The 25,324-nt window shown below is 71.7% G+C and carries 23 protein-coding genes; 20 read left to right on the top strand and 3 right to left on the bottom strand.

The genetic code is table 11. The features are described 5' to 3' along the window. The first annotated feature begins 31 nt into the window (after window positions 1-31). The gene (locus OG440_RS04345) at window positions 32-715 is read left to right on the top strand and encodes a TetR/AcrR family transcriptional regulator (RefSeq protein WP_406005489.1); all 684 of its coding nucleotides are present in this window, start codon (window positions 32-34) and stop codon (window positions 713-715) included. On the opposite strand, the gene OG440_RS04340 is transcribed toward OG440_RS04345, so the two are convergent. Beyond that, complete coding sequence (locus OG440_RS04340; protein ID WP_406005488.1) at window positions 699-1,826, bottom strand: FAD-dependent oxidoreductase; 1,128 nt, start codon at window positions 1,824-1,826, stop codon at window positions 699-701. The two genes, OG440_RS04345 and OG440_RS04340, sit on opposite strands and share 17 nt — an antisense overlap. A gap of 43 nt (window positions 1,827-1,869) precedes the next feature. After that, window positions 1,870-2,541 carry a TetR/AcrR family transcriptional regulator gene (locus OG440_RS04335; protein WP_406005487.1) on the bottom strand — a complete coding sequence of 224 codons (672 nt, stop codon included), beginning with the start codon at window positions 2,539-2,541 and terminating at the stop codon, window positions 1,870-1,872. 128 nt (window positions 2,542-2,669) lie between these two features. On the opposite strand from OG440_RS04335, the gene OG440_RS04330 reads away from it, so the two are divergent. Genes OG440_RS04330 through OG440_RS04320 form a run of 3 tightly spaced genes read left to right on the top strand, consistent with a single transcriptional unit; the run spans window position 2,670 to window position 6,387 of the window. Next, the gene (locus OG440_RS04330; RefSeq protein WP_406005486.1) at window positions 2,670-3,707 is read left to right on the top strand and encodes a LacI family DNA-binding transcriptional regulator; all 1,038 of its coding nucleotides are present in this window, start codon (window positions 2,670-2,672) and stop codon (window positions 3,705-3,707) included. Between the two features lie 25 nt (window positions 3,708-3,732). Beyond that, window positions 3,733-4,911, top strand: coding sequence for a 4-hydroxybenzoate 3-monooxygenase (locus OG440_RS04325; RefSeq protein ID WP_406005485.1), 1,179 nt, complete (start codon window positions 3,733-3,735; stop codon window positions 4,909-4,911). Between the two features lie 39 nt (window positions 4,912-4,950). After that, window positions 4,951-6,387 (top strand): aldehyde dehydrogenase family protein, encoded by a 1,437-nt coding sequence (locus OG440_RS04320; protein ID WP_406005484.1) that lies wholly within the window; start codon window positions 4,951-4,953, stop codon window positions 6,385-6,387. 63 nt (window positions 6,388-6,450) lie between these two features. Here OG440_RS04320 and trxA read toward each other — a convergent pair whose 3' ends face one another. Next, window positions 6,451-6,855, bottom strand: coding sequence for a thioredoxin (gene trxA / locus OG440_RS04315; protein WP_020127589.1), 405 nt, complete (start codon window positions 6,853-6,855; stop codon window positions 6,451-6,453). A gap of 143 nt (window positions 6,856-6,998) precedes the next feature. Here trxA and OG440_RS04310 point away from each other — a divergent pair, with 143 nt between their 5' ends. The 16 genes from OG440_RS04310 to OG440_RS04235 all read left to right on the top strand — a co-directional run bounded on the left by OG440_RS04310 (window position 6,999) and on the right by OG440_RS04235 (window position 25,202). Further along, complete coding sequence (locus OG440_RS04310; RefSeq protein ID WP_406005483.1) at window positions 6,999-8,414, top strand: dihydrolipoyl dehydrogenase family protein; 1,416 nt, start codon at window positions 6,999-7,001, stop codon at window positions 8,412-8,414. Window positions 8,415-9,291: 877 nt separating this feature from the next. Next, the gene (locus tag OG440_RS04305) at window positions 9,292-10,086 is read left to right on the top strand and encodes an ABC transporter ATP-binding protein (protein WP_406005482.1); all 795 of its coding nucleotides are present in this window, start codon (window positions 9,292-9,294) and stop codon (window positions 10,084-10,086) included. Between the two features lie 146 nt (window positions 10,087-10,232). After that, window positions 10,233-10,940 carry an SRPBCC domain-containing protein gene (locus tag OG440_RS04300; protein ID WP_406005481.1) on the top strand — a complete coding sequence of 236 codons (708 nt, stop codon included), beginning with the start codon at window positions 10,233-10,235 and terminating at the stop codon, window positions 10,938-10,940. Next, on the top strand, window positions 10,937-11,797 hold the full coding sequence (locus OG440_RS04295) for an HpcH/HpaI aldolase/citrate lyase family protein (protein ID WP_406005480.1): 861 nt from the start codon (window positions 10,937-10,939) through the stop codon (window positions 11,795-11,797). Before OG440_RS04300 ends, OG440_RS04295 begins: the two co-directional genes overlap by 4 nt. A gap of 62 nt (window positions 11,798-11,859) precedes the next feature. Continuing rightward, entirely contained in the window at window positions 11,860-12,930 is a 1,071-nt protein-coding gene (locus OG440_RS04290) for an amidohydrolase family protein (RefSeq protein WP_406005479.1), read from the top strand. Next, window positions 12,927-14,579, top strand: a complete 1,653-nt coding sequence (locus OG440_RS04285; RefSeq protein ID WP_406005478.1) for a thiamine pyrophosphate-binding protein — start codon at window positions 12,927-12,929, stop codon at window positions 14,577-14,579. The genes OG440_RS04290 and OG440_RS04285 overlap by 4 nt, the downstream gene beginning before the upstream one ends. Before the next feature lie 5 nt (window positions 14,580-14,584). Beyond that, on the top strand, window positions 14,585-15,496 hold the full coding sequence (locus OG440_RS04280; protein ID WP_406005477.1) for a hypothetical protein: 912 nt from the start codon (window positions 14,585-14,587) through the stop codon (window positions 15,494-15,496). 69 nt (window positions 15,497-15,565) lie between these two features. Then, window positions 15,566-16,807 (top strand): DUF3500 domain-containing protein, encoded by a 1,242-nt coding sequence (locus OG440_RS04275; RefSeq protein ID WP_406005476.1) that lies wholly within the window; start codon window positions 15,566-15,568, stop codon window positions 16,805-16,807. Continuing rightward, window positions 16,785-17,663: a hypothetical protein gene (locus OG440_RS04270; RefSeq protein WP_406005475.1), complete on the top strand. Its 879-nt coding sequence runs from the start codon at window positions 16,785-16,787 to the stop codon at window positions 17,661-17,663. The genes OG440_RS04275 and OG440_RS04270 overlap by 23 nt, the downstream gene beginning before the upstream one ends. Window positions 17,664-17,713: 50 nt before the next feature. Then, a complete protein-coding gene (locus OG440_RS04265) occupies window positions 17,714-18,697 on the top strand; it encodes an ABC transporter substrate-binding protein (RefSeq protein ID WP_406005474.1) in 984 nt (327 codons plus the stop codon). 43 nt (window positions 18,698-18,740) lie between these two features. Further along, window positions 18,741-19,601, top strand: coding sequence for an amidohydrolase family protein (locus OG440_RS04260; RefSeq protein WP_406005473.1), 861 nt, complete (start codon window positions 18,741-18,743; stop codon window positions 19,599-19,601). 82 nt (window positions 19,602-19,683) lie between these two features. Continuing rightward, window positions 19,684-20,361, top strand: coding sequence for a GntR family transcriptional regulator (locus OG440_RS04255; protein WP_406005472.1), 678 nt, complete (start codon window positions 19,684-19,686; stop codon window positions 20,359-20,361). A 26-nt stretch (window positions 20,362-20,387) separates the two neighbouring features. After that, on the top strand, window positions 20,388-21,977 hold the full coding sequence (locus OG440_RS04250; protein WP_406005471.1) for a carboxylesterase/lipase family protein: 1,590 nt from the start codon (window positions 20,388-20,390) through the stop codon (window positions 21,975-21,977). A 14-nt stretch (window positions 21,978-21,991) separates the two neighbouring features. Beyond that, window positions 21,992-23,026 (top strand): ABC transporter substrate-binding protein, encoded by a 1,035-nt coding sequence (locus OG440_RS04245; RefSeq protein WP_406005470.1) that lies wholly within the window; start codon window positions 21,992-21,994, stop codon window positions 23,024-23,026. A gap of 32 nt (window positions 23,027-23,058) precedes the next feature. Next, window positions 23,059-23,919, top strand: a complete 861-nt coding sequence (locus tag OG440_RS04240; protein WP_406005469.1) for an ABC transporter permease — start codon at window positions 23,059-23,061, stop codon at window positions 23,917-23,919. A 41-nt stretch (window positions 23,920-23,960) separates the two neighbouring features. Next, entirely contained in the window at window positions 23,961-25,202 is a 1,242-nt protein-coding gene (locus tag OG440_RS04235) for a lactonase family protein (RefSeq protein ID WP_406005468.1), read from the top strand. The last annotated feature ends 122 nt before the right edge of the window (window positions 25,203-25,324 follow it).

The following is a 25,324-nucleotide window of genomic DNA, read 5'->3' as shown; positions in this document are numbered from 1 at the left end:
AGTTTCATTCCCGATGCTTTACGCTGAGTTCATGTCCGTCGTTCTGCCTCCCTGTCCGGAGCCCGAGGAGCGCCCGGCCGAGCCCGAGTTGCTGCGCCTGGGGCCGGCCGGTGACGAGCCGTGCCTGCGCGCCGACGCGGCCCGCAACCGGGCCCGGCTGCTGGACGCCGCCGCCCGGCTGATCGCCGAGCACGGCGCGGCCGGGGTCACGATGGAGGCGGTGGCGAGCGCCGCGAACGTGGGCAAGGGCACGGTGTTCCGCCGCTTCGGCGACCGCACCGGGCTGCTCACCGCGCTCCTGGACCACTCCGAGCGCAACTTCCAGGCGGCTTTCCTGAGCGGTCCCCCGCCGCTGGGGCCGGGCGCGGAGCCCGTGGAGCGACTGCGGGCGTTCGGCGTCGCCATGCTCAGGCGGGCGGTGGACGAACTGGACCTCCAGCTGGCGGCCGAGCCCGGACCGGACCGCCGGTACTCCGTGCCCCCGCGCCGTGTCCATCACAGCCATGTGGTGCTGCTGCTGCGCCAGGCCCTGCCCGACGCGGACGCCGAACTGCTGGCCCACACGCTGATGGGGTTCCTCAACCCCGTTCTCGTCCACCACCTCACCCGGCAGTGCGGGCTGCCGACGGCGCGCCTGGAGGCCGGCTGGGGCGAACTGGTCGACCGGGTGACCAGCGGTGTGCCGAGCGGGTCGCCGGTCAGGGCCCCGCGGTGAAGAGGTCGACGACGGCCTGCGGGGCGTCCTCGGCGAACAGCGTCTCGCCGCTGTGGGCGGAGTCGGCGGCGGCCTTCGCGCTGCGCGGGAACAGCTTCTCCTCATAGGCGGCCAGCGCGGCCTCGCGCTCGCCGGGACGTGCGGCCAGGGCCAGGCCCAGCTCGGCGCCGTCCAGCATCGCGAGGTTGGCGCCCTCGCCCGCGAACGGTGACATCAGGTGGGCGGCGTCGCCGAGCAGGGTGACGCCGGGGACGCGGTCCCAGCGGTGGCCGACCGGCAGGGCGTGGATCAGGCGTGGCACCAGCGGTCCGTCGGCGTCCGCGACCAGCGCCCGCAGGCTCTTGTCCCAGTCCGCGAAGTGCTTCAGCACGTGACCCCTGGCCGCCTCGGTGTCGCCGAAGTCGATGCCGTCCGCCCAGTCCTCGGCGACCCGCAGAGCGGTGTAGACGTGCAGGCTGCCGTCGGGCTCGCGGTGGGCGAGGAAGCCCTTTCCGTCGCCGAGCGCGAAGAGGAACCCGCCGCCGACCACCCCGGCGCTCACCGGATGGCGTACGTCCGCGTCCGGCAGGTCCGTCTCGACGAACGACACGCCGGTGTACGCGGGCCGGGCGTCGGAGAGCAGGGGGCGGATCCGGGACCAGGCTCCGTCGGCGCCGACCAGTAGATCCGTGGTGAAGGCGGAGCCGTCCCCGAGGGTCACCTCGTGCCGTCCGCCGCCCAGCGGCCGCGCGCCGGTGACCTTGGCGCCCCAGCGGACCGTGCCCTCGGGAAGCGAGCCCAGCAGCAGGTCGCGCAGGGCGCCGCGGTCGACCTCGGGGCGTTCGCCGGTCCCGTCGTCGGCCGCTTCGAAGCGGACCACCGCGTCCTTGTCGAGGACCCGGGTGGCCTGGCCGCCGGAGAGGATCAGCGCCCGGAAATCCTCGTGCAGTCCGGCGGCGCGCAGGGCCTCCTGGCCGGAGTCCAGGTGGATGTCGAGCATGCCGCCCTGGGTGCGGGCGGCGGGGGAGGCGTCCAGATCGAAGACGGCCGCCTCGACACCGTGCACGTGCAGCACGCGGGCGAGGGTGAGGCCGCCGAGTCCGGCGCCGATGATCGCTATGGGATGGTGCACGAGTCCTCCTGTGGTCGTTCCTGTGGTCGTCGTCGGGTGGTCGTCATTCGGGTACGGCGGTCCGCTCGATGCCGCCGATCAGGGCCTGGAACCCCCAGGACAGGCGGGCCTGCGGCGGGCCGGAGAGCAGCGGTCCGGCGAGTTCGGCGATGTGCGGATGGGTCCGCTCCGACGCCTCGCGCACCGCGTGCCGCAGGGCGTCCCAGTCCTCCTGGGAGGCCTCGTCGGTGTGCTCGGCTGCGGTCGCGGTGGCGTGCTGGAGCAGCAGGTCCACACCCCACGCGGCCTGCGCGGGCGGCACCCCGCCCTCGTCGAGCAGGGCCAGCAGGGTCTCGATCAGACCCAGGTAGTGCGGGCCGCTGGGCCGGGCGGTGAGCGCGGAGCGGGCGAGGTCCGGGTAGGCGAAGAGCATCGCGGTGTACGAGGTGAGCACCTCCTCCAGGCGCTCGCGCCAGCTCCCGTCGGCCGGGGCGGGTGCGACCGTGCCGAGCAGTTCGTCGAGCACGGCCGCGTGCAGCTCCGCCGTGTTGCGGACGTACACGTACAGGGAGGCGGGGCCGGTGTCGAGCTCCTCGGCCAGGCGCCGCATGGTCAGCTTCCGCAGACCTTCGGCGCGGAGCACCGTGAGGGCGGCGGCCACGATGCCCTCCCTGGTCAGTGCGGGCTTGGCCGGGCGCTCCCGGCGACTGCGCGGGGTGTCGGGGCGTGCTGTCATGCCCTCAGGGTAGCGAACATGTTCGTTGCGAACAAGTACGTGACGAACATGTTCGTTGACGCCTCATCGGATTTCGATGTGCCCCGCCCGGAGGCTCGCTCACAGCTTCTGCCAAGATGCGGTACGTCATGGTGCAGATACCGAACACGCCCGCGCCGACGAAGTCGCCGGCACCGCGCCCCGTGCCCACGAGCGCCGACGTGGCCCGCCTGGCCGGCGTCTCGCGCGCGACCGTCTCCTACGTCCTGAACAACGCCAGCGCCGTCCGCATCAGCGAGCCCACCCGCCGCCGCGTGCACGAGGCCGCCAAGGAACTCGGGTACGTGCCGCACGCGGCCGCCCGCACCCTGCGGGCCGGGCACAGCCGCATGGTGCTGATGCCCACCCTGCCCGTTCCGGCGGGCCCCCTCTACTCCCAGTTCATGCACGACTTCCAGGGGGCGCTGAGCCGCCTCGACTACACCGTCGTCCAGTACGGCGCCACCGGTCTGCGCGGCGACGACGCCGCCCGCGCCTGGGCCGAACTGCGGCCCGTCGCCGTGCTGGTGCCGAGCCCCGGTATCGGTCCTGAGGGGGTCGCCGTGCTCAAGAGGTCCGGTGCCCGGGCCGTGGTGACCCTCAGTCCCGAGGCGGTCGAGGGCGCCCGCGCGCTGCTCCTGGACCACGCCGACGTCGGCCGCAGCGCCGCCGCGCACCTGTACGCCCGCGGCCGCCGCCGGATTGGCGTGGTCGTCCCGGCCGAGCGGGGCATGGAGATGTTCTCCGCGCCCCGCCTGGCCGGCTCCCGGGAGGCACTGCGCGGCACGGACGCCACCGTCACCGAGCTGTCCCTGGCCTACACGGAGGAGTCCGCGGCCGCCCTCGCCGCCCGCTGGCCCGCCCTCGGCCTCGACGCCGTCTTCGCCTACAACGACGAGTACGCCATGCTGCTGATGCGCGCCCTCCAGGACGCGGGCGTGCGCGTCCCCGGTGACGTCGCCGTCATCGGCGCCGACGACCTGATGCTCGGCCGGCTGCTGCGGCCCCGGCTCAGCACGGTGCGCATCACGCTGCCCTCCGGCCTCGACCTCGCCTCGCTGGTCGACCGGGCGGTGCGCAGCCCCGCGGCCGCCCCCGAGTCGCACGAGCCGTTCGGAGCCACCGTGGTGCAGCGCGACTCCAGCTGAACTACGGTCGCAGGGGAGGCGTGCCATGCGTGCGACGGTCGGCATCATCGGCGGCGGCCCCGCGGGGCTGGTCCTCGCCCGGCTGCTGCACCGCGCGGGCGTCGACTGCGTGGTCCTGGAGAGCAGGACGAGGCAGTACGTGGAGCGGCGCCAGCGTGCCGGAATGCTGGAGCAGGGCACGGTCGACGTCCTGCGCGCGGCGGGCGCCGCCGGGCGGCTCGACACCGAGGGCATGGTGCACCGCGGCATCGAGCTGCGCTTCGACCGCGAACGCCACCACCTCGACTTCCCCGCGCTCACCGGCGGTCGCACGGTCACGATCTACGCCCAGACGGAGATCGTGAAGGACCTCCTGGCTCTCCAACTCGCCGACGGGCCACCCCTGTTGTTCGAGGCGGCGGCGCTCGCCGTGGAGAAGCCGCTGAGCGGGTCGCCCGTCGTGCGGTTTTGGCACGAGGGACGCGAACGGACCCTCTCCTGCGACTGGGTCGTCGGCTGCGACGGCTCGCACGGCGTCGCCCGGGACGCCTTCCCGGCCGCCGCGGGCCGGACGTACACGCACGACTACCCGTACTCCTGGCTGGGCGTCCTCGCCGAAGTGCCGCCCTCCTGCGAGGAGTTGATCTACGCCCGTCACGAACGCGGCTTCGCCCTGCACAGCATGCGCTCGCCGCGGATCTCCCGGCTCTATCTCCAGGTCCCCAACGGCACCGCGCTGCGGGAGTGGCCCGACGACCGGATCTGGGCGGAACTCGCCGCCCGCTTCGCCGTCGACGCCGACTGGACGCTGCGCCCCGGGCCCGTCATCGACAAGTCCGTGACGCCGATGCGCGGTTACGTGCACGAGCCGATGCGCCACGGCCGGCTGCTGCTCGCCGGGGACGCCGCCCACATCGTCCCGCCGACCGGAGCCAAGGGGCTCAACCTCGCCGTCTCGGACGTCAGGCTGCTCGGCAGCGCCTTCGCCGAACTGCACACCACCGGGTCCACGAGGCTGCTGGACGGGTACTCGGATCTCTGCCTGCGACGTGTGTGGCAGGCGACCCGCTTTTCCGACGACATGACTAGGATGTTGCACGCTCAACCAGATGGAGATGCGTTCGACCATCGGATGCAGCTCGCCCGGCTGCGCCGGATCACCGCATCCCGCCACGCCGCCGCCGAACTGGCGGCCAACTACACGGGACCTCCCCTCCCCCTGTGAGAGCCGCGAGTCCCGCGGGTCACCGATCGGAGAGCCTTCATGCCGCTGCTCGACCCCAAGAACTGGCAGTCCCGCACTTTGTCGGGCCCCCGGTACACCGTCACCGAGCCCGCCACCGGCGACCCGCTGGGCATCGTCGACCTGGCGGGCGCGGCCGACGTCGGTCCCGCCGCCGAGGCCGCCCGCGCCGCGCAGACCGACTGGGCACGCCTGCCCCACTTCGTCCGCGCCGGTGTGCTGCGCAAGGCCGGCGACCTGTTCACCGCACACGCCGACGAACTGCGCGAGTGGATCGTCCGCGAGTCCGGCTCCATACCCGGCAAGGCCGACTTCGAGCTGCACGTCGCCGCCCAGGAGTGCTACGAGGCCGCCGCGCTCGCCTCCCGCCCGGCCGGACAGGTCCTGCCCAGCGAGGCGCCCCGGCTGTCGTACACCCGGCGGGTGCCCGTCGGCGTGGTGGGCGTGATCTCCCCGTTCAACGCCCCGCTGATCCTGTCGATCCGCTCCGTCGCGCCCGCCCTCGCGCTCGGCAACGCCGTCGTCCTCAAGCCGGACCCGCGCACCGCGGTGTGCGGCGGTCTGGCCCTGGCCGCGGTCTTCGCGGAGGCCGGCCTGCCCGACGACCTCCTGCACATCCTGCCGGGCGGCGCCGAGACCGGCGCGGCCCTGGTCGCCGACCCGCGCGTGCCGGTGATCTCCTTCACCGGCTCCACCGGCGCCGGCCGGGTGGTCGGCGAGGCCGCAGGCCGCCACCTCAAGCGGGCCCACCTGGAACTCGGCGGCAACTCCGCCCTGATCGTGCTGGAGGACGCCGATCTGGACGCGGTGATCTCCACCGCGGCCTGGGGCTCCTTCTTCCACCAGGGCCAGATCTGCATGACCACCGGCCGCCACCTGGTGCACGCCTCCCTCTACGAGGAGTATGTGGAGCGGCTCGCGGCCAAGGCCGACGCCCTGGCCGTCGGCGACCCGCACCGCGCGCAGGTCCATCTCGGCCCGCTCATCGACGGCGGCCAGCTCGCCAAGGTGCACGGCCTGGTGGAGGCCAGCACCGCGGCCGGCGCCAAGCTCGCCGCGGGCGGCAGGCACGAGGACCTCTTCTACCGGCCGACGGTTCTGGCGGGCGTCGACGACGACACCCCCGCCTACGCGGAGGAGGTCTTCGGCCCGGTGGCGCCCGTACGCGCCTTCGGCACCCTGGACGAGGCGACGGCCCTGGCCGCGCGCAGCTCGTACGGTCTCTCGCTGGGCATCGTCACCCGGGACGCCGCCCGGGGTCTGGACCTCGCCGAACGCGTCCCGACCGGCATCGTGCACATCAACGACCAGACGGTGAACGACGAAGCCGTCGCGCCCTTCGGCGGGGTAGCCGCCTCCGGCACCGGCGCCCGCTTCGGCGGCGACGCCAACCTCGAGGCCTTCACCGACGTGCGCTGGACGACCGTGCGCGCGGACGTGGCGCCGTACCCCTTCTAGGGGCTTCCGGGCTTCCGGGCTTCCGGGCTCCCGCGCGTCCGGGGAGCCCGGAGGCTCCGGGCTCTACTCGCCCTGGGCGGCCGGCGAGCCGTCGGCGCCGGCCTTGGCCTGCTCTTCCTCGATCGACTTGCGGACCTCGTCCATGTCCAGCTTGCGCGCCTGTCCGATGACGTCCGTGAGGGCGGCCTCGGGCAGGGCGCCCGGCTGGGCGAAAACGGCGACCCGGTCCCGCACGATCATCAGCGTCGGGATCGACTGGATACCGAAGGCCGCGGCCAACTCGGGCTGCGCCTCGGTGTCCACCTTGCCGAACACCAGGTCCGGGTTCTCCTGCGCGGCCTTGTCGTAGACCGGGGCGAACTGACGGCACGGGCCGCACCAGGACGCCCAGAAGTCGATCAGGACGAAGTCGTTGTCCGTGACCGTCTGGTCGAAGTTCTCCTTGGTGAGCTCCACGGTGCTGCTCATGGCCTGCATCCTTCTTCCCGGTGCTTCCTGTCGGAGGTCTTCCGACATGGAGTGAAGCCGTCCGCGACAACACGGCCGGCCCGACGCGTATTCCGGCCCCTACCCGTGTGGCTTCCCCGCACACCACCCACCAGACTGACCCCATGACGGAAACGGAAACCAACCTGTACGACGTGGTGGTGCTCGGAGCCGGGCCCGTGGGGGAGAACGTCGCCGACCGCACCCGTGCGGCCGGCCTCACCACCGCGGTCGTGGAGAGTGAACTGGTCGGCGGCGAGTGCTCGTACTGGGCCTGCATGCCCAGCAAGGCGCTGCTGCGCCCGGTGATCGCCCGCGCCGACGCCCGCAGGCTGCCCGGCCTGCGCGAGGCGGTGCAGGGCCCGCTGGACACGTCGGCCGTCCTCGCCCGCCGCAACTGGTTCACCGGCGACTGGACGGACGACGGTCAGGTCGACTGGATCAAGAGCATCGGCGCGGACCTCCATCGCGGCCACGGCAGACTGACCGGCCCGCGCACGGTGACGGTGGGGGACAAGGTGCTCACGGCCCGCCACGCGGTCGTCGTCGCCACCGGTACCCGCGCCGCCCTGCCCGACCTGCCGGGCATCGCCGAGGTCGACCCCTGGACGAGCAGGGAGGCCACCAGCGCCCAGGCCGCGCCCGGCCGGCTCGTCGTGGTCGGCGGGGGAGTCGTCGCCACCGAGATGGCCACCGCCTGGCAGGCCCTCGGCTCGCAGGTCACCCTCCTCGTGCGGGGCAAGGGCCTGCTCGACCGGATGGAGCCGTTCGCCGGCGAACTGGTCGCCGAGGCGCTCACCGAGGCCGGCGCGGACGTGCGTACGGGCACCTCGGTGACGTCGGTGACCCGCTCCGGCGGCACCGTCGTGGTCGTCACCGACACCGGCGAGCGGATCGAGGCCGACGAGATCCTCTTCGCCGTCGGCCGGGCCCCGCGCACCGACGACATCGGCCTGGACACGGTCGGCCTGGAGCCGGGCTCCTTCCTGACCGTCGACGACAGTCTGCGCGTCACCGGCACCGACTGGCTCTACGGCGTGGGTGACGTCAACCACCGGGCGCTCCTCACCCACCAGGGCAAGTACCAGGCCCGGATCGCGGGCGCCGCCATCGCCGCCCGCGCGGCCGGTACCGAGCTGCCGGAGAGCGACCCGTGGAGCGCCTACGCCGCCACGGCCGACCACGAGTCCGTCCCCCAGGTCGTCTTCACCGATCCGGAGGCGGCCGCCGTCGGCCTCTCGCTCGCCGAGGCCGAACAGGCCGGATACCGGGTGCGCGCCGTCGACGTCGACATGTCCTCGGTGGCCGGCGCGGGTCTGTACGCCGAGGGCTACAAGGGCCGCGCCCGGATGGTCGTCGACCTGGACCACGAGATCCTGCGCGGCGTCACCTTCGTCGGTCCGGGCGTCGGCGAGCTGATCCACTCGGCGACGATCGCGGTCGCCGGCCAGGTTCCGCTCGCCCGGCTGTGGCACGCCGTCCCGTCCTATCCGACGCTCAGCGAGGTGTGGCTGCGCCTGCTGGAGGCGTTCAGGGGCTAGCAACCGCCGTCGACGCCGGACGGCGAAAACGCCCTCGGAGGATTTCCCCGTCCGGCGGAAAGTCATAGGCGCCGGAGCTTGCTTCGGGCAGCGAAGCGCCGGGCGCGCCGAGCCGGCAGGGGCTGTCGCCCGGCGGCCGGGGTGACCCGCCCACGCAGCCCGCGCGGCGCGGATTGGCGGCTCTCTCGTTGACGAAGAAGAGCGCGGCGGCGGGGAGGGCGGCCCCCGGCATCGACGACGCGCCGTGCTCCTCTCGGCCCTCGCCCGCACGAACATCGGTTCCGTCGGTCCCGCCTCCCGGCCCCCTCCGACGGACAACGCGCCCGGCGCCCTCCACCGATCGGCCGCGGGCCCACCGGCGTCCTGTACGCGACACCCCGCGACGGAACCTTCTGCGCGCCCGCAACCTCACCGGTGGTCCCCCGCATGCCCGGGGCCCCGGGGCCGACGTCTCCGCGCCGGACAGCGCGGGACCGGCGAGCGACCCGGAGCAGCCCGCACGAGCGCCGCCGGTCGTCTCCCGACGCTCCGTCACCCCTCGTGCGGCGACCGCCGACATCGTGAGGGCGATCGTATTTTGTCTGACACTTGCAAGCCGCGTCAGTCGACGTACCTATGAAAAACCGCTTCTTTCTGCACACTTCTTGTGCCGCCTGGGTGGCGGTGTTAGCTTCGCCTGGCTGGTTGTCAGACAATCCAGGCGCTGCAAGGTGGCGTCCAGGGCACGCACCAGCAGCAGAAGCCGGCCCGCCCCGAGGGCCGTCAGCGTCCGTCGGACCCACCACCGTCACCACACCGCCACCCACAACCGCCGCCCCAGGCGCGAGCGCACGGCCCCGCCTCCTCTACCGCGAGGGGGGAGGCCGAGGAGGCAGACATGTCGACCACACAGCGCAACTCCCCGTCGGAGGCTCTCCGCCTCGACCACGTCACGCTGGAGTTTCCCGGGACTCACCGGCCGGCGATCGAGGACGTGTCGTTCGGCATCGATCGCGGCAAGGTCGTCGCCGTGATCGGTCCCAGCGGTTGCGGAAAGAGCACCATCCTCAACCTGGCCGCGGGACTGCTCACTCCCACACAAGGGCGGGTCCACTACGCGGGAAAGCCGGTCACCTCCGTCAACTCCGACGCGGCGTACGTGACGCAGCAGTCCCACCTGCTGCCCTGGCTGACTGTCCAGGCCAACATCGGACTCGCGCTGAAGTTCCGCAGGGTGCCCAAGGCGGAACGCGATGAGCGGATCGCGCACTGGATCGAGCTCGTCGGCCTGACCGGATTCGAGCAGCACTTCCCACGCGAGCTGTCGGGCGGGATGCAGAAGCGCTGCGCGATAGCGCGAGCCCTGATCTACAACCCGTCCATCGTGCTGATGGACGAGCCGTTCGGACCGCTGGACGCCATCACCCGGCTCGAACTCCAGCAAGAACTGCTCAACATCTGGCGCGAGCAGAACGGGACGCTGATCTTCGTCACGCATGACCTCAACGAGGCCATCTACCTGGCGGACGAGGTCATCGTGATGTCGAAGGGCCCCGGCACGATCCGCCGTGTCCTTCAGGTTCCCTTCGAACGTCCGCGCCAGATCGGCTCGCTCGTCGAGTCCCCCGAATTCGCGGAGCTCTACAACGACCTGTGGAGCCTGTTCGCCGCCGAGCGCAAGGCCGCCGCGTAGCACGGCCGAGCCCCCCGCAGCCGGAGCGCGCTGCGCGCCGCCCACCCGTCCCCGGAGCTCCGCACCCCAAGCCGCCACGCCGGTCGTGCCGTCATGCCCTTTGCCCCGTCCGACGTCGCGCCTGCCCCCGAGTGAGGTTCACAGATTTGATATCGATCACGGAAGAGATCGCTGTTCCGAGTCCGCCCGAACGTGTCTGGGAGATCATCTCCGACCCTTCGGCCGTCGTGTCCTGCATCGGCGGCGCCGAACTCGGCGACTCGCACGACGACGGGTCCTTCGACGGCAACCTGGCCATCAGGTTCGGCGGTCTACGGGTCAAGTTCGCGGCCCGGGTCTCGCTGGATCTGGACGAGTCCGCGCGTGAGGGCCGTCTCGCCGCCCGCGGCGCGGATGGGCAGGGCGCCACCCGCTTCAGTGCCGGCGCCACCTTCCGGGTCGTGGAGGGCGACACCCCCGACACCTCGAGGGTCTTCTGCGACGGGGAGATCAAACTCAACGGCAAACTCGCCAAGTTGATCGAGTCGGGCGCCGGGATGGTGGTCTCCCGAATGACGAAGGAGTTCACCGACCAACTGATCCGGAAGTGCGCCGCGACCTCTGCCGAGCCGATCGCGGCGGCATCCCCCGAGCCGGTCGCGGCAGTGTCCGCCGAGCCCGACACGGCGGTGTCCCACGGCGTGCGCCCGGATCCGTCACGGCCGGCCGGCCTGTTCGCCCGCCTGCGGGCGTGGTGGGCGCGGCGGCGGTCCGAGCGTCCGGGACAGCAGACGCGGCAGACGCAGGAGACGCGGGCGCCATCGCGTTCGCGGAGCACGTCCGGTGAAGCACTCGACCAGGGAGGTCGGCGATGACAACGTCCAGGCTCAACAAGGTCGTCGGCGCGCTGGACGCGGGGCAGCACGTCTTCGCGACCTTCTCCGCGGCCGATCCGGCGTCCGCGATCGAGCTGAGCAACTCGGACTACGACGCCGTGGTGTTCGAGATGGAGCACAAGCCCTGGGACGTCAACGCGCTGAAGGACGGCTTCCAGTACCTGCTCAGCAGGCGACGGGTCCATGAGGCGGCAAGTCTCGCGCCGGACGTCACCCCGATCGTGCGCATTCCCGCCAACGGTGCGGAGAGGGCGCAGTGGCACGCCAAGCAAGCACTGGACCTCGGTGCGTTCGGCATCATCTGGCCGCACATCTCCACGGTGGAGGAAGCCCGGAACGCCGTCGCCGCCTGCCGCTACCCGCGGCTGCCCGACGCTCCCCGCTACGAGCCGGCCGGCCTGCGCGGGGACGGCCCGCACGCGGCGACCCGCTACTGGGGCATCTCCAACATCGAGTACTACGCCAGGGCCGACGTGTGGCCGCTCGCCCCGGACGGCGAGCTCCTGGTCGGCCTCATGATCGAGGACCAGCTCGGCATCAGGAACCTGCCGGACATCCTCGACCAGGTGCCGGGCATCGGGCTGGTCCTGATCGGCGAGGGCGACATGAGCCAGGAACTGGGCTGTCCCCGCCAGTACGAACACCCGCGCGTCCTGGAGTGCAAGCGACGGATCCTCGACATCTGCGGTGAGCGCGGGGTCGCCGTGGGCCACCCGCACGTCACCGCCGACAACGTCGAGCGCGTACTCGACGACGGCTACCGGTTCCTGATGTCGGCTCCGGTGCGGACGTACCCCGGACTGCACAGGGCCCGAGAGCTGACCGGCCGCGCCTGACAGGGGCCTCGGCCCCGCCCGCACCCCAGGCGACCATCGCATCGCAATCTTCGGAGTAACTCATGATCATCGACTGTCATGGCCATTTCACCACGGCGCCACCGGCGCTGGGGGAGTGGCGGGAGAGGCAGATCCGGGCGTTCGAGGGGTCCGGCGCCCGGGTCTCGCCCGACGAACTGCGCATCGGCGACGACGAGATCCGCACCGCCATCGAGAACGGCCAGCTGAAGCTCCAGACCGAGCGCGGCACCGACCTGACGATCTTCTCGCCGGGCGCGGGAAAGATGGCCCACCACTACGGCGACGAGCGGACCAGCCTCGACTGGTCCCGGGTCAGCAACGACCTGATCGCCCGGGTGTGCGGCCTGTTCCCCGAGCGGTTCGTCGGGGCGTGCCAGCTTCCGCAGTCGCCCGGTGACGCACTGGCCGCCTCCGTGCGGAACTCCGTCGCCGAACTGGAGCGCTGCGTCGAGGAGTTGGGATTCGTCGGTTGTCTGCTCAACCCGGACCCGTCCGACGGCTACTACCAGGCGCCTGCGCTGACGGACCGGGTCTACTACCCGCTCTACGAGAAGATGGTCGAGCTCGACGTCCCCGCGATGGTCCACGTCGCCATGTCGAGGAACCCGGCGATGCAGGGCACCTGCGCCCACTACCTCGCCGGGGACACCGCGGTGTTCATGCAGCTGTGCGAGTCGGACCTGTTCAAGGACTTCCCGACGCTGAGGCTGATCATCCCGCACGGCGGTGGCGCCGTCCCGTACCACTGGGGGCGCTACCGCGGAATGATGCGGGACCGCGGCCGGCCACCGCTGCAGGAGTCGATCCTGCGCAACGTCTACTTCGACACGTGCGTGTACCACAAGCGCGGCATGGAACTGCTGCTGGACATCATCCCCGCGCAGAACGTCCTGTTCGCCTCGGAGATGATCGGCGCGGTCCGCAGCGTGGACCCGGAGACCGGGCGGCGGTTCGACGACACCAAGTACACCCTCGACTCCATCGGCAGCCTGAGCGACACCGACCGTCAGGCGGTCTACGGAGGCAACGCGCTGCGGGTCTTCGCACGGCTCGACGGCGTCCTGAAAGCGCGGGCGACGGCCGCGGCGAACACTGAGGAGTCCCAGCGGTGAAGGTCTACGAGGCACTGGCCGAGGCGTTCGTCAAGGAAGGCACCAGCGATGTCTTCGGCATGATGGGCGACGCCAACATGCACTGGATGGCCGCGCTCGCCGACCGAGGGGTGCGGTTGTACGAGGTGCGGCACGAGGGTTCCGGCCTCGGCATGGCGGACGGCTGGGCCCGCGGCGCGGGCCGGCCGGGCGTGGTCACCACGACCAGCGGCCCCGGCGTCTCGCAGCTGGCCACCTCGATGCTCTGCGCGAGCCGCGCGGGCACCCCCCTGGTCGCCTTCTGCGGCGAGACCCCCCTGGGTGACGAGAGCGCCACCCAGTATCTGGACCAGCGGCGCTTCGCCGCCGCCGTCGAGTGCGAGTTCCTCCAGGTGACCCGGCCCGAGAACGCGCAGGAGGCCGTACGACAGGCCTTCTACCTTGCGCGGACCAGGTCGAGGCCGGTCATGATCAGTGCGCCCTTCGACGTCCAGGTCGCCGAGATGGACGACTACGACGAGAACTACGTACCGTCCACCGCCCTGATCGAGACGGCCCGGCCGCTGCCGGACCCGGCCAGGGTCCAGGCGGCCTGCGACCTGATCCAGGACGCCGAGCGCGTGGTGATCATCGCGGGACGGGGTGCGCGCAGGGCGGACTCCGGCGAGGAGATCCTCGCCCTCCAGGAACGGACCGGCGCGCTGCTGGCCACCACCCTGCAGGCGAAGAACTGGCTGTGCGACCGCACCGACTTCCACGTCGGCCTGTCGGGCCTGTTCGGCGACAAGCTCTCGATGGAGCTGTTGCAGGAGGCCGACTGCGTGATCGCGGTGGGGGCGAGCCTGAACCACTACACCATCGAGAGCGGCTACCTCTACCCCGAGGCCGCGTACATCCAGATCGACACCGCCCCGCACCTGGTGATGGGGAACGGCAGGACGGCGGACTGCTATCTGCAGGCCGACGCGGTCACCGCCCTCGGCGAGCTGACCCGGGTGCTGGGGGAGCGGTCCGTACGGATCGAGGGATACCACACCGACCAGGTCCGCCAGCACCTGACCGGCCGGCTCCGACAGCCGGAGTACGTGCGGGAGCCCGGGCGGCTCGACCCGCGCGAGGCGATCTGGATCCTCGACCACGAACTCCCCGGCGAGATCGGGCTGGTGCTGGGCAGCGGGCACCAGACCGACTTCGGCACCATGCTCTTCCAGCGCTCCCGTGACGTGCTCTCCAACTACGGCATGTTCGGCGCCATCGGCCAGGCCCCGTTGATCGCCATGGGCCAGCTGGTCGCGAAGGGCAACCGGCCCGGCTTCGTGGTCGAGGGCGACGCGAGCTTCCTCATGCACCTGGCCGAGTTCGAGACGGCGTGCCGGTACGACATCCCGCTGCTCGTCGTCGTGATGAACGACCAGGGTCTCGGCGCCGAGTACCACAAGGCGAAGGCCAAGGGGCTGGACCCCGAACTGGCGACCATCTCCACGCCCGAACTGGGCGCGGTCGCCCAGGCGCTCGGCGGTGGCGGGGCGACCGTCCGCACGGCGCGGGAACTGCGCGACGCGTTGGCGGAGTACGTGCGTTCCCCCCGGCCCACCGTGATCGACGTCCGCATCACCCGTGAGGTGCTGAGCACGCCGTACCGCCGCATCCAGTACGGCGAGGACGTGTGAGCGGCATGCGGGAGACGCGTCCGACGGCGCCGCTGTCCGTGCTGCTGGGCGACTACCCGCACACCCGGCCGCTCAAGGACGGAACCCTCCCCGTGGCCGGGGTGGACTGCGCGTACCCGGAGTCCGTCCCGCTGCCCCCGGCGTTCGCCCGCATGGTGCGCGACTTGGCCTACGACATCTGCGAGATGCCGACGGCCACCTACCTCCAGGCACGGGACGCCGGCGTCCCGGTCAGCCTGCTGCCGGTGGTGCTGGTCGGAAGCACCCACCACCGCTCCCTGACCAGGCTGCCCGACGGTCCGGAACTCGGCCCCCGGGACCTCGTCGGCCGGCGGGTGGGCGTGCGGTCGTACGGCCAGACCACCGGCCTGTGGGTACGCGGCTGGCTGCGCGAGGAGTACGGGGTCGAGTCTTCCGACGTCACCTGGGTGACCACCGAGGACGTCCACGTCGCGCGGTACGCGAATCCCGCGTACGTGGAGCGGTCGGGCGCCGGGAGGGTCGCGGACCTGCTGCGCTCCCACGACGTCTGCGCAGCGGTTCTGGGCCCGAAGGCGATCGGCGGGCAGGGCGCCGGACTGGTCCCGCTCGTGGCGGACGCCGAGGACGCCGGGCTGGCGTGGACCGAACGGCACAAGACGATCCCGGCGAACCATCTTCTGGTGGTGCGCGACGACGTCCTGCGTACCCGGCCGGAAGCCGTGCTCGCCGTGTACCGGGCCCTGAAGAAGACGATCGACGACACGGCCGGGGGGCGGGACGACTCGCCTGCCGGGCGCGCGGTCGCGGCCGGTTGGAGCGCGTCACTGACCGCCTGCCTGGAGATCGCCGGGCGGTACGCCCTGGAGCAGGGCCTCATCGGCGACCCCGTCGATGTCGCGGCCATCGAGAAGAGGACGGCCTTCCTCGACAGGTGAGGAGGGGATCGGCAGAGGTGCGCCGCCGGGCGGCGCACCCGCGGAAGAACACCGAGTGGAGGAGCAGAGATGGGAGAGCCGGTGGGCCTGCGGAAGCGGGGCAACCCGCCCACACGCAAGCCGGAGGTCTGGACACCCGACCTGCTCGAGAAGGTCGCCTGGCGGGTGAAGGCGGCGGACGAGCCGTTCCGGGGAGTCGCCACTTCGCGGGGTGTCGAGCCGGGACTGTTCCCGCTGCGCGGCACGGGTGCGGACGTCCGCGAGGTGTACCGGGCGGCGGAGGACTACCTCGCCGGCCTGACGCGGAAGCAGCTCGCCGAGGGCCGGTTCGCCATGGACGACGTGAGCTGGCGCCACTGGAACAACGGCGCCAGGTACTTCCTGCGCCACGGCCTGCTGCTGGAGGACTTCGACGACGCGGGCCGCGAACGGGCCCTCGCCGTCATACGGGAGAGTCTCAGCGCGGACGGCTACCGCCAGATGGTCGATCTGATGCACCTCAATCTCACCATCGGCGAGATGAGCGGCAACACGGACGGACTCAACGAGTGGCTGTACTGGTTCTCCCTCTACGGCGAGCCGGAGAACGGCGGCCCGTGGGGCTGGCAGCTCGACGGGCACCACGTCAACATCAACTGCGTCTTCGTCGGGGACCAGATGGTCCTCACCCCCTCCTTCCTGGGCGCGGAGCCGGTGGTCGCCGGCACGGGGAAGTACGCCGGAACCGTGGCCTTCCGAGGCGAAGAGGCGCTCGGCCATGAGCTGTTCACCCAGCTCGACGGCCGGCAGCGGGAGCGGGCCGTCGTCGCGGACACGCTGCCGGACGAGCTGTTCGCCGGAGCCTTCCGGGACAACCTCGAGCTCGACTACCAGGGGCTGCCCCTGAGCGGAATGTCCGCCGGCCAGCGGGACACCGCGCTGCGGCTCCTGGGCCTGTACGTGAACCGGGCCGGCGACCGGCACGCCCGGGTGCGCATGGACGAGGTGCGGGCCCACGAGGGGGACACCCGCTTCGCGTGGGCCGGGGACCCCGACGGCACCTTCTACTACCGCTTCCACAGTCCCGTGATCCTCGTCGAGTTCGAGCACATGGCCGGTGTGCTCTTCGACAACGACTACCCCTCGCGCCGGCACATCCACACCATCGTGCGCACCCCGAACGGCAACGACTTCGGCGCCGACCTGCTGCGGCGCCACCACGAGCGGCACCACGCGCCGCCGACGGCGCCCTCCGGAGAACGCCGAGTCCCCGTTCCCGCGGACAGAGACCGAACAGAGGAGAGAGAAGATGAAGTTGGTGCTCGGCCGTGACGATCTCGCGGCAGCCGCGCTGTCGGCGGCCCGCGCGGCGGGCTCGGAGCCGGAGCGGGTCGCCGTCAAGCCGGTGCACAAGGCCTCCCGCGGTTTCGTCAACGCGTCGGACGTGGACCTGTGCGAGCTGGCGATCGTGACCGTCCTGCAGGCCGTCGCCCACGGCAAGCCGGTGCTGCTGCTGCCGGTCACCACCCTCGGACGCCACCAGCACCAGACCCTGGTGACCCTCGGCGCCCTCTCGGTCGCCGACGTGGAAGGTCACCGCGTCGGAGTCCGTGCCTGGAGTCAGACCACCGGCGTGTGGGTGCGCGGATTCCTCACCGAGCAGTACGGCGTCGACCTGCGCAAAGCGCGTTGGAGGACGTACGAGGGCCACCACGTCGACGGCGCCCAGGACCCGTCCTGGGTCGAGCGGGCACCGGCGGGGACCACACTGCCGGCGGACTTCCTGGAAGGCCGGGTCGACTTCGGGATCATGGGCAACGAACTGCCCTCCGACGCCCGTATCCGCACCGCCGTCGCCGGCGCCCACGAGGTCGCCGAACAGTGGTCGAAGGACCAGGGGTTCATCCCGGTCAACCACGTGGTCGGCGTCTCCGAGACAGCCGCCGCCGAGCATGCCGACGCCGTCCTCGCCGCGTACGACGCCATGCGGGCGGTGCTCACCGCCCAGGAGCAGGGCGGCCCGGTCGCCCTGCACCCGGTCGGCTTCGAGGGGCTGCGCGCGGCATTCACCAAGGCGGCCGGCTACGCGCTGGAGCAGGACGTGATCCCGCGGGCGGTGGACTTCGACGAACTCGTCGAGCGGTCCTGCGCGGCACTCGGCGTCTCACCGACGCGCCTCGGCGGCTGAGAGCCGTGGCGCACCGTCGGACCGGAACCGGACACAACGAAGGACGGCACATGGACAAGCTCACCGTGGTACTCGGAGACTTCCCGCACGCGCGGCCGCTGCTGGACGGCGACACCGAGGTGGACGGGTTCCTGATCGATCCCGTGGAGGTCAGGCCGGTCATCGGCGCCTACCGGCGGATGATCCGGGACCTGGAGTTCGACGTGTGCGAACTCGCGCCGGTCTCCTACCTGATGGCCCGCCAGGAGGGCATCGCGCTGACCGCGATACCGGTGTTCCTCAACCGTCGCTTCCACCACGGCGACGTGCAGTGCGCCACCCGGTCCGGCATCCGCGTGCCCAAGGACCTCGAGGGACGCCGGGTCGGAGTGCGCGCTTACTCGGTGAGCACGGGCGTGTGGGTGCGCGGCGTACTGCGGGACCAGTACGGGGTGGACATCGACAAGATCACCTGGGTGGTGGACGACGACGACCACATCGAAGGCCGGGCCCCCGCCAACGTCGAGCGCGTCACCGACGGCCGGTCGCTGGGCGAACTGCTGCGTGCCGGGGAGATCGACGCCGCCCTGACCGGCAACGCGGGAACCGGCCGGGCGGGTTCGCCCCGGGCGGGCTGGACGGCGGCGACCGACCCGGAACCCGCCGGCGACGCCTCGCCCTACCCGCTCTTCCCCGAGGCCGACACGCTCGCCGTGGACCACTACCTGCGAACCGGCGTCTACCCCCTGCACTCGCTGATCTCGATCCGCTCCGCACTCGTGGAGCGCGACCCCGGCCTGCCGACCAAGCTGTACGCGGCGTTCGCGGAGAGCAAGCGTCGCCACCTCGCCGCCCGGCCCGACTGGTCGGCAGTCCCCCGCCTGAGGCGACAGGGGCGCGCGATCGGCGGCGACCCGGTCCCCTACGGCATCAAAGCCAACGAGGCCGGTCTGGACGCGATGGTGCGGTTCGCGAAGGACCAGTGGCTGCTGGACGCCGACTTCCCCGCCGACCTCACGTCGCTGTTCGCCGCGGGCGACTACCCGGACGCCTGAACCGGCCCGTACGGCACACACCAAGGACAAGGGAGCACCACACGTGGACTTCGTCGACGCGCACTGCCACATCATCTCCGAGGATCCGAGCGCTTATCCCAAGGCCCCGATCGGGGGCAAGCAATCGGAGTGGGCCGCGACCCGGCCGGTGACCGCCGAGGGCATGGTCGCCCGCATGGACGACAGCGGCATAGACCAGGCCGTCCTCGTCCAGGCCACCACCCACTACGGCTACGACAACTCGTACGTCCTCGACAGCAGTCGGCGTCGGCCGCGGCGCTTCGTCGCCGTCGGCACCGTCGACCCGCTGCGCCCGGACGCCGCCGCGAACCTCGGCACCGCGGTCGGCGAAGGCGGACTGTCCGGGGTGCGGCTGTTCACCAGCGGCAGCACCGTACCCACGCAGGGCGAGTGGTTCGTCGCCCCGGAGACGTTCCCCTTCTGGGAGCAGGCCGCGAAGCTGGACCTGCCGGTCTGCCTCCAGATGCGCCTCGGACCGGCCACCCGGCAACTGGTGGAACTCCTGGAGCGGTTCCCGGACGTGACGGTGCTTCTCGACCACATCGGCTATCCCGACATCGCCGCCTCGCCCGCCCGCGCCGGCGCCGAAGTCGCGGAACTGGCCGCGCACCCAGGCCTGCACCTCAAGCTCACCCACCGCAACCTCGAACGGCTGCGGGACGCGGGGGAGCAGGCGGACGACTTCCTCACCCCGGTCGTCGAGGCGTTCGGCGCCGGGCGGATCGCCTGGGGGTCGAACCTGCCGGCGGCCGAGCAGTCCCTGCCCGAACTCCGCGCCCTCGCCGAAGAAGTCCTCACGGGTCTGCCGGAACTGGACCGCCGGGAGATCTTCGCCGGCACGGCCCGGCGCCTGTACCCGTCCCTGGGCGAGCACGGGAGCTGACCTGCCTTGCCGTCGGCTACTGTTCCCGCCTCAGATCTCACTATCACGAAAGACGAGGCTGGTCGCGGTGGAGAGCGAAAGCATGGATGCCGAAACGCGGGCGAAGGCGTCCGGCACCCGCTACAGCCACGCCTACGAGGGGCTGCGTTCCCTGTTGCTGTCCGGGAGCATCGAGCCCGGCACGCGCCTGACCGAGGCGGACCTGACGCGGATGTTCGACGTGTCGCGGAGCACGGTGCGCAGCGCGTTGGTCCGGCTGACGCAGGAGGGCTACGTCACCGGCGAGGTCAATCGGGGGGTGCGCACCCGTCACTTCTCCATCGAAGAGGCGGCGGACATCCTGGAGGCCCGCGAGATCCTGGAGTCCGCTCTGGCCGGCAAGGCCGCGGAGCGGGCCACGGCCGAGGAAGTCGAGAAGCTGCGCCACACGCTCCAGGACATGGAGGAGGCGCAGACCCGCGAGGACCAGGACGCCTACTCGCGCGGCAACCGGAGCTTCCACCAGCAGATCAAACACGCCGCGCACCAGATCACCCTGGCGCGCGCCTACGACACGCTGCTCTACCCCCTGGTGATGCGGCAGTACCGCAACCTCTCCGCGCAGCACCCGCGAACCGGGTCGCTGGAGGAGCACCAGGCCATCTTCCTGGCCATCGTCACCCGCAACCCCGACGCGGCGAACGCGGCGATGCGCCATCACGTCGGCTCCGCCCGCAGGGCGCTGCTGCTCGACAAGTCCCCGGAGCCACTGCGCAGCTGAGCCTCGGCCGGGGCGGAAAGGACCCCATGGGCCGCCCCACCGCGGACACCGAAGCGGGACCCGTCGAAGGCATCCTCTGCCGGGACAGGACCGTCACGGTCTACCGAGGCATCCCCTACGCCGCCCCGCCCGTCGGCGACCTGCGCTGGCGGCCGCCGCAACCACCCCCGGCCTGGGAAGGCACTCGGCGAGCCGACCGTTTCGGCCCCATGTGTCCACAGGCGCCGACCGAGGCGGCCGCGACCGGCGTCGACGTGCCCATGAGCGAGGACTGCCTGAACCTGAACATCTGGACGGGGGCGGGCTGCCGTGAGGAGCGGCGCCCGGTCCTCGTCTGGATCTACGGCGGCGGCTTCCGGGAAGGCACCGGGGCGAACCCCCGTTACGACGGCGAGAACCTGGCCCGCGACGGCCTTGTCGTCGTCACCTTCAACTACCGCCTGGGCGCTTTCGGGTTCCTGGCCACACCCGAGCTGAGCGACGAGTCGGCACACCGGTCCTCCGGGAACTACGGGCTGCTCGACTGTGTGGCGGCCCTGCGCTGGGTGCGTGACAACATCGCGCACTTCGGCGGCGACCCGGACCGCGTCACCATCGCGGGCCAGTCGGCGGGCGCCGGCATGGTGAACTTCCTGGCCATGTCACCCCTCGCCGCCGGGTTGTTCCATCGCGCGATCGCGCAGAGCCACGCCCGGTACGCACGCGATCCCGAGCTCCGATACCTCTCCACCAGCTACCGGGTGCTCGCGGACGCCGAGAGCGCCGGCGACCGCTACGCGCGCACCCATGGCGCGAGCACGGCCGAGGGGCTTCGGTCCCTGCACTGGCGGAAGCTCGTGGACGGGCACCACCCCGTGGACGCGAGCGTCGACACCGGCAGCCTCACGTCGCCACCGCTGTTCCGTCCGGTGCTGGACGGCTGGGCGCTGCCCGCGGGCTACGACGAGACGTACGCCAAGGGCCTGCAGAACGACGTCGACTACCTCACCGGGAACAATCTCGACGAGAGCGGTGCGGTACCCGGGACCATGGTCGCCGCCCTGCGCGGCGGGCGCAGGACCGTCCGGCCGGGCTCGCCCGCGGTCAACCTGAGCCTCGAGCAGCATGTCGCGGCGGCCCGGCGGAAGTTCGGGGTGCTCGCCGAGGAGTTCCTGCGGCTGTACCCGGCCGCCTCGGACGACGAGGCCGCACGGGCGAGCAGTCGTGCGGCCCGCGACAACTCCCGTATCTCGACGTGCCTGTGGGGTGCGGAGTGGATCCGTCACGCCACCGGCAGTCTGCACACCTACTTCTGGACCCACCGCGCCCCGGCGCCGGACGGCGGCCCGAGGCGGGCCGGCCACGGTTCGGAGATCGACTACGTCTTCCGCAACCCCGCGGGCGGCACCGGCGCGTGGACCGAGGAGGACCGGGCGATCGCCCGGACCGTCTCCGCGTACTGGACCAACTTCGTCTCCACCGGCGATCCCGACGGCAGCGGCCTGCCGCCCTGGCCGGCCTTCTCGGGCGCCGCCACCGTCATGGAGATCGGCGCGCGCTTCCGGACCGTTCCCGTGTCCGATCCGGCCCGCACCGATTTCTGGAACCGATTCTTCCGTACTCAGCAAGCCTGGTGAACAAAGGAGTTCCCATGAACTACCGCATGAACCGCCCGCACCTGGCCGTGGCCGTCTCCGTGGTGTGCGGTGCCGCGTGCCTGACCGCCTGCGGCGGCGACGGCTCGTCGGTCGGCTCGGACGGCAGGACCACCGTCTCGGTGGGCGTGAGCGGCAACGTGTTCGACATGTCCATCCGCCTCGCGGACGAGAACGGGTACTTCGACCAGCAGAAGATCAAGATCAAGTACGTGACGCTGACCGCCTCCACCGGCACGTCGGCGTTGCAGTCGAATTCGGTGCAGTTCCTCAACTCCAGCCCGACCAGCTACCTGGCCGGCCTCTCCAAGGGCCTGCCGGAGCTCTCCGTGGCCACGAACGGAGGGGGCAACCCGCTCGGCATCGTCGTCAGCACGGCATTCGCGAAGGAGCACGGTCTGACCGCCGAGACCCCCGCCGCCCAGGTCGCCGAAGCCCTCGCCGACTCGACGGCCGGCGCCAGCTCCGCCAACACCAAGGCCGAGGCGGGCATCTTCCTCGAGGCCCACGGTGTCGACCCGGACAAGCTGAAGTGGGTCTCGCTGCCGAGTCCGGCCGCCGACAAGGCCGCTCTCACCAAGGGTGAGGTCGACTGGTTCATCACCTCCGAGCCGATACCGCTGCAGGTCCAGCACGAGGGTGACGGCATCGTGGTGGCCGACCCGGCCAAGGTGCCGGAGTGGGCCTACGAGCAGGCCGGGTACGGCCAGGTCGTGGTCGTGAAGGAGTCCTACGCCAAGAGCGACTCCGCCACGGTCAGGGGATTCGCCACGGCCGTGCAGCAGGCGACCACCTACCTCGACACCCATTCCGCCGACGACAAGGCCGTGCTGGCGGCGGCGCGCGCGAGCCTGCCGGGCGTGCCCGACGACGTGCTGAGCCAAGCCGTCTCACAGGTGGACTGGCCCACGACCGCCAAGCAGGACGCGGCCGGCTGGAAGAAGACCGTCGCCTTCGTGAAGGACGGCATCAAAGCGGTGCCGGACGCGAGCGTGACCTCCGAGAACTGGACCAACACCTACCTGCCGTGACACGGCCGAACCGCACCGGAAGGGAGCAGACCATGGCAACCGTCATCGACAACTCCGTGGCCGAGCCCGACACATCGGGACGGCCCGCCAGGAAGGCACACCCCGGCTGGCACAGCACGGGTTCGGTCATCGCACTGCGCATCCTGGTGATCGCGGCCGCACTCGTCCTGTGGCAGCTGACGAGCGGCCCCGTCGTACCCGAGTACGCGGTCAGCAAGCCCACCGACGTGTACGACGCCCTCACCACGATGCTCGGGTCCGCCTCCGGGTGGACCGACATCAAGGTGACCACCACCGAGGTGCTGGCCGGCTTCGGACTCGGCGTCGCCGCCGGGACGGTGATGGGCCTGGTCCTGGGGTCCTTCCCGCTCCTGGGCAAGGTGCTCGAGCCGCTCGTCGCGGCGGTCAACGGCATCCCGAAGATCGCGCTCGCGCCGCTGTTCCTGCTGTTCTTCGGCATCGGACAGTGGTCGAAGATCACCATCGCGATGACCGGCGTCGCCTTCGTGGTCTTCTACAACATCTATCTCGGACTGCGGCTGCGAGAGCGCGAGCTCGTCGAGGTCGTCCAGGTGATGGGCGGGCGCAAGCACCACGTCCTGGGCTACGTGACGATACCGACGCTCGCCGCCCCCTTCTTCGCCGCGCTCAAGACGGGCGGCCCGCTGGCCATCCTCGGCGTCATCGGCGGTGAGTTCATCGCCTCCTCCGAGGGTGTGGGACACGAACTGTTCACCGCCGCCCAGAACCTCGACGCGGCCTCCGAGTTCGCCGGCCTGATCGTCCTCGTCGCGCTGACGCTCTCCCTCAACGGCGTGCTCACCGCGCTCGACACCTACGCCCTCAAGCGTCTCGGCCTGGCGGCCCGCCGCCGGCCCCAGCCCAAGAAATGAACGACATCAGCCCGGCACGGAGTGAGAGGAAAGCGCCCTCCATGAACGAACTCCCGCACGCGGCCGACGGTGACGGACCACCGGCACCCGGCAGGCCGTCCCGCAGGACCATACTGGCAGCCGTCACCGCGTCGACCGCGGCGGCGCTGCCCCTGCTCACCACCACCTCGGCCGCCGCCGCCCCCCGGCGGTCCGACGACCTGCTCTACATCGGCACCTGGGGTCGCAACCAGGTGCACGCCGTACGGTTCGACCCCGTCCTCGGGACGATGACGCCCCTCGGTTCCGTGGCGGAGGTCAGTGCGAACTGGGTCGCGGTCCATCCGAGCCGCCCGGTCCTCTACGTCGCGGCCGGCCAGCAGGGCGGCTCCATCCGCGTCTTCCGCATCGACGACACGTCGGGAGCCCTCCGGCAGACCGGCGAGATCCAGACGCAGGAGGCCCCGGGCGCCGTCGGCGGACTGTCGTACATCGGACTGAACCGGAGCGCCGACACGCTGCTGGTCGCCGACTTCTCGACGGGCTCCGCGGCGACGGTTCCGGTCGACGCGCACGGCGGGCTGGGGGCGGTGGCCTCCCGCGTGCACGACACCGGTTCCGGCCCCAACCCACGGCAGGCCGGGCCGCACCCGCACCATGTCGTCGTCGCCCCGGGCGGCAGGTTCGCCCTGGTCGCCGACTTCGGTGCCGACCGGGTGTTCGTCTACGACTACGACCGCGCGACGCGCCGGATGTACGCCGGCACGCCCGACGGCCCCGGTGCGTACGCGACGGCAGCGGGGTCGGGTCCAAGACGGCTGGCCTTCCACCCCGACGGGCGGTCGGTGTACCTGCTGAACGAGCTGACCGCGGACATCGAAGTCCTGGCGTGGGAGGGCGGAACGGGCACGCTGACCTCCCGTCAGCTCCTGACGACGAACGCTCCGGGCCACACCGGCACGACGAGCGCCGCCGAACTGACCATCAGCCGGGACGGCCGCCACGTCTACACCTCCAACCGCGGCGACAACTCCCTGGTCGTCTTCTCGGTCGACCCGGGCACGGGGCTGCTCACCGAGGCGCAGCGCCTGCCCTGCGGCGGCGTCACGCCGTGGAGCTTCTCCCCGCACCCCGACGGGCGCTGGCTGTTCGTCGCGAACGAGGCCGGCAGCACGGTCGACCTCTTCCGGGTGGACCCGCGATCCGGGCGCCTGACGGCCACCGGTACCTCCGTCGCCGTCCCCAACCCCGACTGCGTCGCCATCCGCTCCTCCTACGGCGCGGCGGCGCCCAGCCGCCTCTGATCACGCGTCACCGCCGGGCCCGGCCGATCACCGACCGCCGGGCCCGGCGGTGTCGCGTCCGTCGGGGGAGAGCGGTCGAGCGGACGCGATGAGTCCCACGGCCGTGGCGGCGAGCCCTCCGA

This window comes from Streptomyces sp. NBC_00637 (assembly GCF_045161545.1).
Classification (GTDB): Bacteria; Actinomycetota; Actinomycetes; order Streptomycetales; family Streptomycetaceae; genus Streptomyces.
The sequence above is the reverse complement of the archived record's forward strand: the minus strand, read 5'-3'. Positions and strand labels throughout refer to the sequence as shown.